Here is a 15,729-nt window from a genome sequence, read left to right as displayed (position 1 = left end):
CAAATGTCCAACAACAGCGACAAGACCACTCATTTCGGGTTTGAAACCGTGCGCGAGGCCGACAAGGCCGGGCGCGTACAGGGCGTGTTCAACTCGGTCGCCTCGAAATACGATGTGATGAACGATGTCATGTCGATGGGCATTCACCGGGTCTGGAAAGACGCAATGATGGATTGGCTTGCCCCGCGCCCCGGTCAACGGTTGCTGGACGTTGCAGGTGGGACCGGAGATATCTCTTTTCGCTTCCTGAGACGCGCGGGTCACGGCCATGCCACGGTTCTGGACCTGACAGAGCCTATGCTGGTCGAAGGCCGCCAGCGCGCCGAGGCCGACCAGATGTCCGACAGCCTGAACTGGGTGGTGGGCGATGCGATGTCCCTGCCGTTCGAGGACAATACGTTCGACGTCTATACAATTTCCTTCGGCATCCGGAATGTTACCCGCCCGCAAGAGGCATTGAACGAGGCCTATCGCGTGCTGAAACCCGGTGGTCGCCTGATGGTGCTTGAATTCAGCCAACTGCCCAATGACGGACTGCAAAAGCTTTATGACCTCTACAGCTTCAATGTCATTCCACGCATGGGCAAACTAATCGCCAATGACTACGACAGCTATCAATACCTGGTGGAATCGATCCGCAAGTTCCCGGATCAGGAGACATTCCTGAGCATGGTCCGCGCCGCCGGGTTCGAAAACGCCAAGTACCGCAATCTCAGCATGGGTATCGCGGCACTGCATTCCGGCTGGAAGATCTAGATGCGCGGCCCACACAACATTATCCGCCTGATCCGCACAGGCGCAACGCTCGAGCGCACGGGTGCCATGAACGTGGTATTAGACGCGTTCGAAGCTCCTCGGGCTATCCGCATTCTTGCACATGTTCTGGGCAAACCATTTCAGTGGCTGGGGTACAAAGGGGATCCCCAGATGCCGCCCGCAACCCGCGCCCTAACTGCTCTTGGACCCGCTTATATCAAGTTCGGACAAGTCCTTTCGACCCGCCCCGACGTGGTTGGAAATGAACTGGCTGAACAACTGCGTGTCTTGCAGGATAAGCTTCCGCCATTCTCCAAGGCCGAAGCCATGGCCGAGGTCGAGAAAGAGCTGGGCCAACCCCTTTCAGAAATGTTCAGCGATTTCAGTGAGCCTATCGCCGCAGCCTCAATCGCTCAGGTCCACAAAGCTAAGCTGGCCAGCACGGGTGAAGATGTTGCCGTCAAAGTCCTGCGCCCCGGAATTGAACGCGCCTTCCGTAAAGATGTAGACGCCTTTTATTTCGCCGCCCGAATTGTCGACCTGTTTGCCCCCGGTGCTCGTCGCTTGCGCCCTATGGAGGTGATCGAGCATTTTGACGGAGTTGTCCGCGGCGAGTTGGACCTGCGCCTGGAAAGCGCTGCTGCTTCGGAATACGCCGCCAACACCAAGGATGATTCCGGGTTCTGGCTGCCTCCGGTCGTCTGGTCCTTGTCCGCACGCCGGGTGATGACGCTCAGCTGGGCCGATGGAATCCCGCTGGGCGACAATGACGCGCTGGACGCTGCAGGCCACAATCGCAGCGATCTGGCAGAACGTGTGTTGCGCCTTTTCCTGCTGCACGCCCTTCGCGATGGCTATTTCCATGCGGATATGCACCAAGGGAACCTGAAGGTCGCCGCGAATGGAGATATCATTGCCTATGACTACGGCATCATGGGGCATATCGACGAATACACCCGTCGGGTCTATGCCGAAATCCTCTTCGGCTTCATCCGCCGCGACTACAAACGCGTAGCCGAGGTCCATTTCGAGGCAGGCTATGTCCCTGCCAACCAGGATGTCGACGAATTCGCCCGCGCCCTGCGCGCAGTCGGAGAACCCATCTTCGGCATGGACGCGACCCATATCTCAATGGGCCGACTGCTCAGCTATCTGTTTGAGGTCACCGAGCGCTTCGGCATGGAAACCCGAACCGAACTGATTCTTCTGCAGCGCACCATGGTCGTGGTCGAAGGCGTTGCCCGATCACTCGACGATCATATGAATATTTGGGAAGTCGCGCGCCCGGTCGTCGAGGATTATATCAAAAGCTCCATCGGCCCCCGGGCAGCCCTGAGAGATTTTGGAAAGACCGCAATGGTGCTGGCCCGTTTCGGCCCACGCTTACCTGCGCTGGTTGAAAACGCCCTGATTGCGCAGACCACGAAAGATGACCAGCAAACTTCCGGCAAGACAACCTTGCTGCTACCTGCCGCCCTTGGCGCAGCCGTTGGAATCGCAGCCACACTTGTCGTGATGACATTCGGCTAACAACAACCCGCCTGCTTCATCTGGCCACAAATATCTTCGGGGGGAATCGCGCCACCGGCGCGATGGGGGGCAGACAGCCCCCTCCGCTCGACCTCAATCAGAGCCGCTCGATGGCAATGGCAATCCCCTGCCCACCGCCAATACACATGGTGATAAGCGCCTTGGAACCGCCAACACGCTCCAACTCATACAGCGCTTTCAGGGTGATAATCGCCCCAGTTGCCCCCACAGGGTGCCCCAACGCAATCGCACCGCCATTCGGATTGACCTTAGCGGCATCCAATCCAAGCTCTTGATTGACGGCCAGGGCTTGTGCGGCAAAAGCTTCGTTACTCTCGACCACATCGAAATCACCCGCCGACAGCCCTGTCTTCTTGAACAAGTTCTGCACTGCAGGAACCGGCCCAATTCCCATTACTTCGGGCCGCACTCCGGCATGCGCATATCCCAATATCCGTGCCTTTGGTTTCAATCCGGCCTTTTCAGCAGCATCTGCCGTCGCCAGAATCATTGCTGCAGCCCCATCGTTGATACCCGATGCATTCCCCGCCGTGACGCGTCCTTCTTTCTTAAATACCGGACGAAGGCCCGCCAGAGCCTCAGCTGTGGTGGCCTTGGGATGCTCATCCACCTTAAAGTCAACCATCTCGCGTTTGACTTTCACCTGCACAGGCGTGATCTGGCTTTCGAAATATCCAGCGTCGATCGCTGTTGCCGCTCGGCTCTGGCTGGTTAAGGCAAACGCATCCATCTGTTCACGACTGATCTGATGTTCGTCGGCCACATTCTCAGCCGTCACACCCATATGACCGGTTCCGAAAGGACAGTTCAGCGCGCCCAACATCATGTCCAGTGAGGTGACGTCGCCCATCTTGGCGCCCCATCTGGCCTGAGGTACGATGTAGGGGCTGCGTGACATGCTCTCCGCTCCACCAGCCACAGCGAAATCAGCATCGCCCAGTATCAGAGACTGTACCGCTGACACAATCGCCTGCGCGCCGGAGCCACACAAACGATTTACGTTCATCGCCGGAGTCCCATTCGGAATGCCCGCCTGCATCGCTGCTACGCGCGACAGGTACATATCGCGGGGTTCAGTGTTGATCACATGACCGAAAACCACATGCCCGATTTGCCCACCTTCGACACCCGACCGTTCAAGCGCGGCTTCGGTCGCCACGGTCGCCAGATCAATCGGCGCGGTCGAAGCCAACGCACCGCCAAAAGTGCCGATGGCAGTACGTGCGCCATCCAGAATAACAATATCGGTCATGGATCATTCCTCCTGAGTTTGGCCGTAGTATGCACCCGCAGAAACCCTCTGTCGCCTGAGACGTCCCGTCACAGACGGAATTGACATCTATCGATTCAAGGCGCATGAAATTCCGTCATGACGGACAAGACAGACGATATCCTGACACGCCTTCCGACACGCCTGAAGGAGGCGCGCCGAGCCCAGGGCCTTTCCCTCGAAGCGGTCGCGAATCTCAGCGGCGTATCGCGATCCATGGTCAGCCAGATCGAGCGGGGAGAAAGCAGCCCCACAATTTCGACCTTGTGGAACCTGACCCGAGCTCTGCAGGTGGATTTTGCCGGGTTGTTGGAAGACACGAAGACAACCGACCAGATCGAGATTCTCAAAAACTCCGAAGTGCCCAGCATCGATAACATGGGAGAGAACTGCCGCATCCGGATCCTCTCACCGCCAGAAGAGGCCGGCGGTCACGAGGTCTATGACATTCAGCTCGACAAAAACGGCGCCTTGAACAGCCAACCCCATGCGCGCGGTGCACGGGAACAATTGACCGTGTTGGAAGGGTCAGTTCGAGTTACTTCAGGCGCGGCAGTGAGCGAACTCAGGCAGGGTGATACAGCCCGATATGCCGCTGACGTCGCGCATTCCATTTCTGCCGACAGCCCTGCGCGTGTTTTCCTAATCGTAAAGAACGCCTAATTCAGCATTATTCCGCCTTCACGGATATTTTTCCGTAATTTCGTAAATCCCCTATTTGGGATGTTCGTCCGTTATGTTAGAAGCGCGACTCAGATGAACGGAGGTCGCCATGGCAGATGCATTCCTGTCCCACATCACGGACACACTTAAGCAGATCGAATCCGAAGGTCTGTACAAGCGTGAACGAATGATCACCTCGCCTCAGGGCGGTGAGATTACTGTGGGCGGAAAGCAGGTCATCAACCTGTGCGCCAACAACTATCTGGGCCTGGCCGATCACCCCGCCCTGATCGACGCCGCCAAGAACGCCATGGAACCAAAAGGGTTCGGCATGGCCTCGGTCCGCTTTATCTGCGGCACGCAGGATATTCACCGCGAGCTTGAGCAACGGCTGGCCAAGTTCCTGAACAAAGATGATTCAATTCTGTTCGCTGCCTGTTTCGATGCCAATGGCGGGCTGTTTGAGCCTTTGTTAGGGCCTGAAGACGCAATCATCTCGGATAGTCTGAACCACGCGTCAATCATCGATGGCGTAAGGCTCTGCAAGGCCAAACGCTATCGCTATCTAAACAATGACATGAACGACCTCGAGGCTTGGTTGAAACAGGCACGCGAGGACGGGGCGCGGCATATCATGATCGCCACCGACGGCGTTTTTTCGATGGATGGCTATCTGGCCAATCTGCCAAAAATACGCGAGCTGGCCGACAAGTACGACGCCATCGTCATGGTCGATGATTGCCACGCCACGGGCTTCATGGGGCCAAACGGTGCGGGCACGCCGGATCACTTCGGCGTCGACGTGGACATTCTGACGGGAACTCTGGGCAAGGCACTTGGGGGGGCAATCGGCGGCTACATCGCCGGGCCGCAGCCAGTGATCGACCTGCTGCGGCAGCGGGCGCGGCCCTATCTGTTCTCAAACTCGCTGCCACCGTCCATCGTCGCTGCCGGTCTGGAAGCAATCCGTCTGGTTGAAGAGGGCGACATGCTGCGCGCGCAACTGTTCGGCAACGCCAAATACTGGCGCGCCGGTTTGGAAAAGCTGGGCTTTGATCTGTTACCCGGTGAGCACCCGATCATCCCGGTGATGTTGGGGGAAGCAACGCTTGCGCAAGACATGGCGTCGAGGTTGTTTGATGAGGGCGTCTATGTCTCGGGCTTCTTCTTCCCCGTCGTTCCGCGCGGTCAGGCCCGGATCAGAACGCAGATGAATGCGGCTCTAACAAAGGATGAATTGGATCGCGCGCTCGCGGCCTTTGGCAAGGTCGGCAAGGAATTGGGGGTGATCTGATGCGACCCAACACGATGAAAGCACTGGAAAAATCCAAGCCCGAGGAAGGTCTTTGGATGGTTCAGGCCCCAGTGCCCGAGATTGGACCGGATGAGGTACTGATCCGCATAAACAAAACCGGCATCTGCGGCACAGATATTCATATCTGGAATTGGGATGACTGGGCCGCAGCCACAGTACCAGTGCCGATGATCACCGGCCACGAATTCGCAGGCGAAATCGTTAAGATTGGTCGCAACGTTACCGGGCTTGAGATCGGCCAGCGCTGCTCGGGCGAAGGGCATCTGATCGGTACTGAAAGTCGCCAAAGCCGTGCAGGCAAGTTTCATCTGGACCCTGGAACTCGAGGCATCGGCGTAAACGAACAAGGTGCCTTTGCCCAGTTTTTGAAACTGCCCGCCTTCAACGTGATTCCTTTGCCAGATGATGTGCCGGATGAGATTGGCGCCATCCTCGACCCGCTGGGCAATGCGGTTCATACCGCGCTGAGCTTCGATCTGCTGGGTGAGGATGTTCTAATAACAGGCGCAGGCCCGATCGGCATAATGGCAGCAGCTGTCGCACGCCATGCAGGTGCGCGAAACGTCGTAATCACCGATATCAATGCAGATCGACTGAAACTGGCGGAACATGTGGTGCCGTCGATACGTACGGTCGATGTAACCATAGAAGAGTTGTCCAATGTCATCACCGAACTGGGGATGAAAGAAGGCTTTGACGTGGGTTTGGAGATGTCGGGCTCGCAGGCAGCTTTGGATCAGATGGTCGAAGCGCTGGTCATGGGCGGAAAGATCGCCCTGCTGGGCATCCCACCGGGCCAATCTCCGGTCGACTGGAGTCGCATTGTCTTTAAAGCCATCACCATCAAGGGCGTCTACGGCCGTGAGATGTTTGAGACATGGTACAAGATGATTGCTATGCTGCAGAACGGTTTGGACGTAAGCCGCGTGATCACCCATCAGTTTGGTGTTGACGATTTTGCCGAAGGTTTCGCAGCAATGAAGTCGGGCCTGTCCGGCAAAGTTGTTCTGGACTGGACCTGACCCTCTGGATAGTTGCAAAACTGGCCCATACACAGGGATCGAGCAACCAACCGGAGGAGCAAGATGGGCAGCACGAAAGATGACCGACTGCTGGAACGCGGAATCGAGGATTCTCTGGTCACCGATTTCGCTGAGACGCATCGCAAAAGCTATGGCGACTTTCTGCAACTCAAAACCCTGTTGAATCTGCAAAAAACCTTTCAGGATCCTGCTCAGCCCGATGAGATGTTATTCATCATCATCCATCAGGTCAGCGAGCTATGGCTGAAGTTGATGCATCACCAGCTGGTCGAAGTGCGGCGCTTCCTGCAGCAAGACGATTTCGGCCCGGCGATGAAAAATCTCGACCGGATCAAGGCGATCCAGCGGCAGTTGATCACCGCTTGGGAAACGCTGCTGACCATGACGCCCGCCGACTACATGACGTTTCGCGATGCGTTAGGTAGTTCGTCAGGCTTTCAGAGTTACGGTTATCGCCAGATCGAGTTCATATTGGGCAACAAGGATGCTTCGACCCTCAAGGTTCATGAACACGATCCGGAGGTCATGGAGATGCTGAGCGCAGCGCTAACCAAACCGTCCCTTTATGACGAAGTGCTGCACATGCTGGCACGGCAAGGGTTTGACGTACCGCAAGACCTGATCGAACGTGACTATTCACAATCCTATTCCGGCGACCCGCGCGTCGTGAAAATCTGGTGCGAGATTTTCCAGGATACCGGCAAGTATTGGGACCTCTATGCTCTGGCTGAAAAGCTGATGGACGTCGAATCGCTGTTCCAGCGCTGGCGTTTCGACCACGCTACGGCAGTCGAACGGGTCATCGGGATGCAACCCGGTACAGGTGGCTCGAGCGGCGTGGCCTTTCTGCGCAAGGCGCTGGAATTGCGCTTCTTCCACGACCTCTACGATATGCGCACCGAGCTGATGTATGCGGGAGACTGAGGCATGCTTTATCGCGGGTTCACCCAAGATCAACTTGAACAGGAATACTCCCCCAGCTCGATTATTGGTGGCGATCTGACGCCATATCTGGACAGTTATGTTGCGCTCAGCGCTCAGGCCCGGACACGGATGGATGTGCGCGAAAACCTTGCATATGGCGACAGTCCGGCGCAGGTTCTGGATTTCTTCCCCTCCTCAGACGCAAACGCACCTTTGCATGTGTTCATTCACGGAGGGTATTGGCAGGCGCTCAGCCAGCGCGAATCCGCCCCGATGGCACCGGTGCTACACGAAAACGGGCAGGCCTTTGCGACCCTGAATTACACACTCGCCCCTGAAGCTAGGTTGGGGCAGATGGTCGAAGAATGTCGCGATGCCTTGCTGTGGCTTGCATCACAGGCCGAGTTATTAGGCTTCGATCCATCAAACATCACTCTGTCAGGTCATAGCGCAGGTGCGCATCTGGTAGCGATGGTCATGGCCACCTCATCCAGCGCGTTGGCGCAGGCGGGTCTAAGAGTGCGTAACGTAATTCTGATCAGTGGCGTTTACGATTTGGAGCCGATTAGCCTAACTTCGGTAAATGATCCCTTGCAACTGACTAAGGTCGAGATTCACGATCTTTCCCCATGCCTCAATCTGCCCGCGCCGGGGCCGCGCTACAGGGTAACGGTTGCTGAAAGAGATACACCAGAATTTGTTCGACAAAGCCGTGACTATGCGGAGTTGCTACGAAAAGCAGGACATTCGGTCAGTTTCGACCTTCAACAGGGTAAACATCACTTCGACATCATCATGCCCTCGGGCTCGTTTTTGTCGTCGCGCAGCGAATAACTCCAAAAAGAAAACAGCGGCCCAATTGAGCCGCTGTCTTAAATCTCTCGCTGGAAGCCAGATCAGTCGAGCGTCCGGGTCACTTCTTCGCGTTCGAAGATCTCGATCACGTCGCCTGCGCGGATGTCGTCATAGTTTTCGAACGCCATACCGCATTCCTGACCCGACTGAACTTCGGTCACTTCGTCCTTGAAACGCTTCAGCGTCTTCAGCGTGCCTTCGTGAATCACCACGTTGTCGCGCAGCAGACGAACACCTGCGGAACGACGCGCCACGCCTTCGGTGACCAGACAGCCGGCAACTTTGCCAACGCCGGTAACCTTGAAGACTTCGCGGATCTCGGCGTAACCGATGAACTTCTCGCGGATCTCGGCGCTCAGCAGGCCGGATGCGGCTGCTTTCACGTCATCCACGAGGTCATAGATCACCGAATAATACCGGATCTCGACGCCTTTCTGGTTCGCGGTGTTTCGCGCTGACGCATTGGCACGAACGTTGAAGCCAAAGATCGGAGCGCCCGAGGCTTCGGCCAGACCGACATCCGTTTCGGTAATCGCGCCAACACCCGAGTGCAGAACGCGTACGCGCACTTCCTCATTGCCGATCTTCTCCATCGCCTGAACGATGGCTTCGGCAGAACCCTGCACGTCAGCTTTCATCAAGATCGGCAGCTCGGTGACGTTCTCGTCTTCCTTGGCCTTCTGCATCAGCTGCTCAAGGGTGGTTGCGGCACCAGCTGCGGCGCGCTTGTCCTTGGCTGCTTGCTCACGATAGGCAGCAATCTCACGGGCCTGAGCTTCGGTCTCGGTCACGTTCAGAACGTCGCCCGCTTCAGGCGTACCGTTCAGACCAAGAACCTCAACGGGAACCGAGGGGCCGGCTTCTTTGACGCGGTCGCCTTTGTCGTTGATCAACGCACGGACCTTACCATACTGCTCACCCACGACGAAGATATCACCCTGACGCAGAGTGCCGTTCTGAACCAGAACGGTGGCAACGGGACCACGGCCCACGTCAAGCTGCGCCTCGATCACGGCACCTTGGGCGGCGCGGTCGGGGTTGGCTTTCAGTTCCAGAATCTCGGCCTGCAGCGCGATGGCTTCCAGCAGTTCATCGAGACCTTGACCGGTGATGGCGGACACTTCGACGTCCTGAACCTCACCTGACATCTTTTCGACGATGACTTCGTGCTGCAGCAGATCGGTCCGCACCTTGTCCGGGTTCGCATCCGGCTTATCGACCTTGTTGATCGCCACGATCATCGGCACTTCGGCCGCCTTGGCGTGGTTGATCGCCTCGATCGTCTGCGGCATCACCGCATCATCGGCAGCCACAACCAGAACCACGATATCTGTGACCTGAGCACCGCGCGACCGCATTGAAGTAAAGGCCGCGTGGCCCGGCGTATCAAGGAAGGTCAGCGTGGTGCCACCATCGGTTTTCACCTGATAGGCGCCGATATGCTGGGTAATGCCACCGGCTTCGCCCGCCACAACGCGCGCGTCACGAATCGCATCCAGCAATGATGTCTTACCATGGTCAACGTGGCCCATGATGGTGATGACTGGCGGACGCGGCTGCAGATCGTCATCGCTGTCTTCGACTTCTTTGATGACGTCTTCAACATCCGAATCAGAGACGCGGGTCACCTTATGCCCAAACTCTTCGATGATCAGCTCAGCGGTATCAGCGTCGATGGTCTGGTTCTGCGTGACCATCATGCCCATCTGCATCAGCGATTTGACAACGTCAGCCACGCGCTCAGCCATACGGTTGGCCAGTTCCGAGACCATGATCGCCTCGGGCAACTGAACGTCGCGGATCACCTTTTCCCGCTCGACCGGGCCACCCATGGCTTTCTGGCGCGCACGCTCCTGCTTGCGCTTCATCGCAGCCATTGAACGCTGACGATTACCTTCACCACCGGTAGCCTGACCCAGTGTCAGCTTGCCCGAACGGCGGTTGTCGTCACGTCCTTTGCCGCGGCCACGCTGCTCGCGCTCGCGGTCTTGCTTGCGGGGTGTAGCCGCTGGCGCCGGTTTGTTGGCCGGACCGCGTGCCGTACGCGGTTGTTCTTCGGGCGCGGGTGCCGCAGCAGCGCGCTTGGCAGCTTCTTCCGCCTCTTTGCGCTTACGTTCTTCTTCCTCGGCCTTGGCACGAGCACGCTCTTCAGCCTCACGCTGTTCGCGTTCCTTGGCTTCCTGTTCGGCCCGGCGGCGCGCACGTTCTTCTTCACGCGCCTTCTCTTGTGCCTCGCGCGCAGCGGCCTCTTCAGCCTCGCGCGCTTTGGCAGCTTGCAACGCCTTCATTCGGCGCGCCATTTCCGCATCAGAAATACCCGCCGGACGACGCGAAGGATCACCCGAAGGTGCCGCACCACCACTTGGTTTGGTCGCGCCCGGCTTGGGTACGACCACGCGTTTGCGTTTGGTCTCCACCACGACATTCTTGGTGCGTCCGTGGCTGAAACTCTGTTTCACATTTCCGGGGCGTGCCCCGCCACGAAGACCCAATGTCTTTTTGCCGTCACTATCGCTCATTAAGCTTCTTACCCTTCCGAGCGGCCCTTGCCGCCGTCATCCTTTTCGCGCAAGCCACGCAGGCGCTGCGCTTCCTCTACAACACGTTTGGCGAGTCCGCCAGAGGCCATGGCCGCATGAATCACGGTTTGGCGCCCAAATGCCGCCCCGAGCTCATCCGCAGTCAGCCAGCCGATGTATTTTCCAAAGTGCGGCGTGCTGAGTTTCGACTTACCGCGCCCCGATCCGTCCGAGGCTTGAATCAACACCTGGGCCTCTTCCCGGTCCAGCCACGCCTTGACCTTTTCATACCCGGCGACCGCATCTCCGGACTTGCGCGCCAAACTGATCAGCTCGATCACCCGGCGCGCCACCTGTTTTTCGACCTCATCTGTTAGATCCTTGGCCGCACTCACCTGCGCCTTGAACCCACGCGAGAACAGTTTCTTACTCACTGCTTTGTCCAGCGCGGCGCGATCCGCCGCCACATAGACCCCGCGCCCCGGCAATTTAGCCGCAACATCGGGAAAGACCTGACCGTCCGGCCCTGCCACAAAGCGGATCAAGCCATATTTAGGCTGAATCTCGCCAGTGGCGATGCACTTGCGTTCAGGGCCTTCCGACCGATCCTTTTGGACGCCACCGCGACCCATGTCAGCCACCCGAGGCCTGAGATCAGGCCTCGACCTCCTCATCGGTTGCTTCGCCGTCTTCTTCGGCCTGCTCCAATTCAGCCGGATCAACCCAGCCCAACATAATGCGCGCCGTCATGACCAAGTCCTGAGCCTCTTCCAGCGTCACGCCGAAAGGTTCCAGAACACCATCATCCTTGATGCGCTCACCATCAACTGTGGTCCAGCCACCGGCCAGTTCCCAGTCGGCACAGGTTGCGAAGTCTTCCAGCGTCTTCACATCGTCCTTGGCCAGCGCCTCTACCATCTGGGGTGTCAGGCCTTCGAATTCAATGAGGCTGTCCTCGGCGCCCAGCGCACGGGCCGCATCCAACGCCGCCTTGGCTTGTGCTTCTAGGAATTCGCGCGCACGGGTCTGCAGTTCTTGCGCGGTGCCTTCGTCAACACCGTCGATGACCAGCAGTTCCTCAATTTCGACATAGGCCACTTCTTCGAGGTTGGTGAATCCTTCCGAAACCAGCAGTTGCGCGAAGAACTCGTCCAAATCCAGTGTTTCCATGAACAGCTGTGTACGGGCTTCGAACTCTTTCTGACGACGGGCCGATTCTTCGGCTTCGGTCATGATGTCGATGTCCAGGTTGGTCAACTGGCTGGCCAGACGCACGTTCTGACCGCGGCGACCGATGGCCAGCGAAAGCTGCTCTTCGGGTACAACCACTTCGATCTTACCGGCTTCTTCGTCCAGAACCACCTTGGAAACTTCTGCAGGCTGCAGAGCGTTCACCAAGAAGGTCGGCTGATCTTCGTTCCACGGGATGATGTCGATCTTTTCACCCTGCAGCTCGTTCACAACGGCCTGCACGCGGCTGCCGCGCATACCAACGCAGGCACCCACGGGATCAATCGAGCCGTCATACGAGATCACAGCGATCTTGGCGCGCGAGCCGGGGTCACGGGCCACGGCCTTGACCTCAATGATGCCATCATAGATTTCCGGCACTTCCATCTTGAACAGCTCAGCCATGAATTCCGGCGCGGTGCGCGACAGGAAGATCTGGTGACCACGCACCTCGCGGCGGACTTCCTTGATATAGGCGCGCACACGGTCATTCGGGCGATAGCTTTCGCGGCCGATCTTGTCATTGCGGCGCAGAACGGCTTCGGCACCGCCCAGATCGACGATGACGTTGCCGAATTCCTCGCGCTTGACCGCACCGTTGATGATGGTGCCCGCGCGATCCTTGAATTCTTCGTACTGACGGTCGCGCTCTGCTTCGCGGACCTTCTGCAAGATCACCTGCTTGGCGGATTGTGCCGCGATACGGCCCATCTCAACCGGCGGAACCTCTTCAACGAAGACATCACCGACCTCAGGGTTTTCCATATATTGTTTGGCCTGCTCAACGGTGAACTCAGCCTGATAGTTCTCAAGTTCTTCATCTTCAACCACGGTACGGACGCGGGTAAAGGTCGCCTTGCCGGTTTTGCGGTCGATCGACACGCGGATATCCATTTCCGCGCCGTAGCGGCTCTTGGCGGCACGGGCGAGCGATTCCTCCATCGCTTCGACAACCAGACCGGGGTCGATCATCTTTTCGCGGGCCACGGCCTCGGCGGTCTGCAGCAGCTCCAGCTGGTTGGCTGAGGTGATTGCCATCAGTTCGTCTCCTCTTCGGACCCTTCGGTCTCAATCTCGTCGAAAGCGTTTTCGTTCAGGGCACCGGCGTCTTTGCGCTGGCGCAGCATTTCCTTGATCAGTTCATCAGTCAGGACCAGCTTGGCGTCGCTCAGCCAGTCGAATTGCAGACCGATGGTGATCGTCTCGTCCCCTTCGGGGATATTGATCAGTACCTCATCCCCTTCGATCCCGGCCAGTTCACCCTTAAAGCGGCGGCGGCCGTCGATCAGTTCAGCGGTCTCAATCTTGGCCTCGTATCCTTCGAAGGTCTCGAAATCCTTAAGACGGGTCAGAGGGCGGTCGATGCCGGGGCTGGACACTTCAAGCGTATAGGCATCAAGAATCGGGTCCTCGACGTCCAGCGTGGCACTCACTGCGTTCGAAATCTCGGCGCAGTCATCTACTTCGATGCCGCCATCGGGCTTGTCGGCCATGATCTGCATCGTGGTGGTCTTGCCGCTCATCAGGCGGATGCGCACCAGCTCATATCCCAGATCCTCGATCACGGGTGTGATAATCTCGGCCAGTCGCCGGTCAATGGCTGCTTTGGCTATCAAGTCGTTTGTCATTCAGGTTCTCTACCCTGTCATCGGGCACAAAAAAACGGGCGCGCGGCCCGTCGAGATTTCCGGTGGAGCCCCGGACCAGAAGTCCAACGCGCCGCTGTTGCAACTGCATATACGCAGGCTTTTCCGAGTCTGCAACCCCCGGCGAAAATCGTGATCGGATTTAGGCCAGCCACCACCGCTCGGCGATGCGCCCATCGTCCAGCGACCCCCTGCCAATCTGACGCGGCATGCCAACATGCGCGGCCACTGCCAGCGCCATGTCGGTCTTACTTGGATGGTATCTGAGACCGCGTTGATCCTTAAGCTCATCACCTTCGGGCAGGGCAGCAATGTCCACATAGCCATCCCGCAAAGCCTCGGCCCGCACACGCGCATCAGGGATCACAATGATTTCCAACGCATCAGCCCAACCCGCGTGGCCATTTTTGTAGTGGCCCGCCACCTTGCGCCCAAGGAAATGGCGAGAATCCTCGGCCCGTTCTACACGATAGCACCCCGTGCCCGTTGCCGTGTTCAATGGGGTAACTCCCTGCCCGTCACGTGTCACGACAAACCGACTGTCGGCAAGCAAGAAGGGCAAACCAGGATTGGGCGCGGCCAGTTCCAACCTAACGCGATCAGGGGCTAGGGCCTCCGCGCGTCCGATGTCTGAAAATACCGCCGCTACATCGTCTGCATGCATGGCGGATCCATCATGGAACATCGCGTCGTCGCGTAGATCAAAGCTCCATACGCGCGCGTGTTCTTCAGCCTGCCAAGCTTTTGCCAGTTCGCCGCGCAAGGTCCCATCTGATGCGACTTCGGTCAGGGTGTCGAACACGGCCCCGCGCGCTAATATTTCCAAACTCTCATCGCGCGGAACCGCAAGCCGCAGCTTGCCACCTGTCTTTGGTGTATCCGCCAGCGACCCGCCCGTCGCCGCCAGCAAGGCGGCGGCAGCACCCGAGGCAAACAATGCACGACGGTCGATCCTGGTCATGCCGTACCCTCCGCCACGCGGTCCATAATCCGGACCAGCTCAACGCTTATACCCGGTTCTGACAAGGCGTGCCCTGCCTGGCGCACCATTTTCAAGTCAACGCCAGGCCATCGCTGCGCCAGGTTCCAGGCCGCTTGCGGTGGACAGATCATATCATACCTTCCCTGCACGATATGGCCGGGAATATGTGCGATACGGTCCATCTGGTCTAGGATCTGGCCATCATACTCGAGAAACGCGCCGTTCCTGAAATAATGATTTTCCAGCCGTGCAAAGGTACGGGCGTATTCCCCGGGGCTTTCCCCAACCGATCCGTTGGTGTGGATTGAGGCCAGAGCGTTCTCCCAATGAGACCAAGCGCGCGCAAAGAGGATCTCGGTCGCACGATCGCCCGAAAAGAGGCGCTTGTGATAGGCATTGATCGCGTCAGACTGTTCGGCCTCGGGCAACAGGGATGCAAACTTGGCCCACTGTTCCGGCCAAAACTTGCCCGCACCGCCACCATAAAACCAATCGAGCTCGGCCTGCGTCGCCAGAAACACGCCGCGCAACACCAGACGGTTGACCCGATCCGGGTGTGTCTGCGCGTAAATCAAAGCCAGTGTTGCACCCCAGCTGCCGCCAAAGACAATCCAGTCCTCGATACCAAACAGCGTTCGCAACCGTTCGATATCCGCGACCAGATGCCAGGTCGTATTGTCTTCGACCGAGGCCGTGGGCCTTGAACGGCCACAACCGCGCTGATCAAAGAGAATCACCCGGTAGACCTCTGGATCGAAATAGCGCCGCATCGCGGGGCTGCAACCGCCACCCGGCCCACCATGCAGCACCACGACCGGTATCCCATTGGGATTACCGCATTGTTCCACATAAATACGGTGCCCATCACCCATATCAACGACGCGCTGATCGAACGGATCGATCGGCGGGTAAAGATATTGAACTGCGCGCTTTTGGTCCGGGTACTTATCCATTACGGCCCTATATAGTCCTTAA

The 15,729-nt window shown here is 57.9% G+C and carries 14 protein-coding genes; 7 read left to right on the top strand and 7 right to left on the bottom strand.

The window, feature by feature from the left end:
* Window positions 1-3: 3 nt before the first annotated feature.
* On the top strand, window positions 4-756 hold the full coding sequence (gene ubiE / locus ACR0KN_RS19875; RefSeq protein ID WP_170473657.1) for a bifunctional demethylmenaquinone methyltransferase/2-methoxy-6-polyprenyl-1,4-benzoquinol methylase UbiE: 753 nt from the start codon (window positions 4-6) through the stop codon (window positions 754-756).
* Complete coding sequence (gene ubiB / locus ACR0KN_RS19870; RefSeq protein ID WP_010442541.1) at window positions 757-2,286, top strand: 2-polyprenylphenol 6-hydroxylase; 1,530 nt, start codon at window positions 757-759, stop codon at window positions 2,284-2,286.
* A gap of 97 nt (window positions 2,287-2,383) precedes the next feature.
* On the opposite strand, the gene ACR0KN_RS19865 is transcribed toward ubiB, so the two are convergent.
* On the bottom strand, window positions 2,384-3,559 hold the full coding sequence (locus ACR0KN_RS19865; RefSeq protein WP_480655964.1) for an acetyl-CoA C-acyltransferase family protein: 1,176 nt from the start codon (window positions 3,557-3,559) through the stop codon (window positions 2,384-2,386).
* A gap of 117 nt (window positions 3,560-3,676) precedes the next feature.
* Here ACR0KN_RS19865 and ACR0KN_RS19860 point away from each other — a divergent pair, with 117 nt between their 5' ends.
* From ACR0KN_RS19860 to ACR0KN_RS19840, 5 genes are all read left to right on the top strand, one after another.
* The gene (locus tag ACR0KN_RS19860) at window positions 3,677-4,240 is read left to right on the top strand and encodes a helix-turn-helix domain-containing protein (RefSeq protein ID WP_170775895.1); all 564 of its coding nucleotides are present in this window, start codon (window positions 3,677-3,679) and stop codon (window positions 4,238-4,240) included.
* A gap of 109 nt (window positions 4,241-4,349) precedes the next feature.
* On the top strand, window positions 4,350-5,534 hold the full coding sequence (locus ACR0KN_RS19855) for a glycine C-acetyltransferase (protein ID WP_480655961.1): 1,185 nt from the start codon (window positions 4,350-4,352) through the stop codon (window positions 5,532-5,534).
* A 14-nt stretch (window positions 5,535-5,548) separates the two neighbouring features.
* Complete coding sequence (gene tdh / locus ACR0KN_RS19850) at window positions 5,549-6,577, top strand: L-threonine 3-dehydrogenase (RefSeq protein ID WP_480655998.1); 1,029 nt, start codon at window positions 5,549-5,551, stop codon at window positions 6,575-6,577.
* A 63-nt stretch (window positions 6,578-6,640) separates the two neighbouring features.
* A complete protein-coding gene (locus tag ACR0KN_RS19845; protein ID WP_170775891.1) occupies window positions 6,641-7,522 on the top strand; it encodes a tryptophan 2,3-dioxygenase in 882 nt (293 codons plus the stop codon).
* 3 nt (window positions 7,523-7,525) lie between these two features.
* Window positions 7,526-8,356 (top strand): alpha/beta hydrolase, encoded by an 831-nt coding sequence (locus tag ACR0KN_RS19840; RefSeq protein ID WP_480655959.1) that lies wholly within the window; start codon window positions 7,526-7,528, stop codon window positions 8,354-8,356.
* Window positions 8,357-8,418: 62 nt separating this feature from the next.
* Here the strand turns inward: ACR0KN_RS19840 and infB are convergent, their stop codons facing one another.
* The 6 genes from infB to pip form a co-directional block, all read right to left on the bottom strand.
* Window positions 8,419-10,896, bottom strand: coding sequence for a translation initiation factor IF-2 (infB, locus tag ACR0KN_RS19835; protein WP_010442534.1), 2,478 nt, complete (start codon window positions 10,894-10,896; stop codon window positions 8,419-8,421).
* An 8-nt stretch (window positions 10,897-10,904) separates the two neighbouring features.
* Complete coding sequence (locus ACR0KN_RS19830) at window positions 10,905-11,528, bottom strand: RNA-binding protein (protein WP_480655957.1); 624 nt, start codon at window positions 11,526-11,528, stop codon at window positions 10,905-10,907.
* Window positions 11,529-11,550: 22 nt separating this feature from the next.
* Window positions 11,551-13,164 (bottom strand): transcription termination factor NusA, encoded by a 1,614-nt coding sequence (gene nusA / locus ACR0KN_RS19825; RefSeq protein WP_010442532.1) that lies wholly within the window; start codon window positions 13,162-13,164, stop codon window positions 11,551-11,553.
* A complete protein-coding gene (gene rimP / locus ACR0KN_RS19820; protein ID WP_170473629.1) occupies window positions 13,164-13,754 on the bottom strand; it encodes a ribosome maturation factor RimP in 591 nt (196 codons plus the stop codon). Before rimP ends, nusA begins: the two co-directional genes overlap by 1 nt.
* A gap of 160 nt (window positions 13,755-13,914) precedes the next feature.
* Window positions 13,915-14,733 carry an ABC transporter substrate-binding protein gene (locus ACR0KN_RS19815; protein WP_480655955.1) on the bottom strand — a complete coding sequence of 273 codons (819 nt, stop codon included), beginning with the start codon at window positions 14,731-14,733 and terminating at the stop codon, window positions 13,915-13,917.
* Window positions 14,730-15,707, bottom strand: coding sequence for a prolyl aminopeptidase (pip, locus tag ACR0KN_RS19810; RefSeq protein ID WP_170781804.1), 978 nt, complete (start codon window positions 15,705-15,707; stop codon window positions 14,730-14,732). The genes ACR0KN_RS19815 and pip overlap by 4 nt, the downstream gene beginning before the upstream one ends.
* Between the last annotated feature and the right edge of the window lie 22 nt (window positions 15,708-15,729).

The sequence above is a fragment of the Ruegeria sp. AP7 genome, assembly GCF_056539905.1.
The sequence above is the reverse complement of the archived record's forward strand: the minus strand, read 5'-3'. Positions and strand labels throughout refer to the sequence as shown.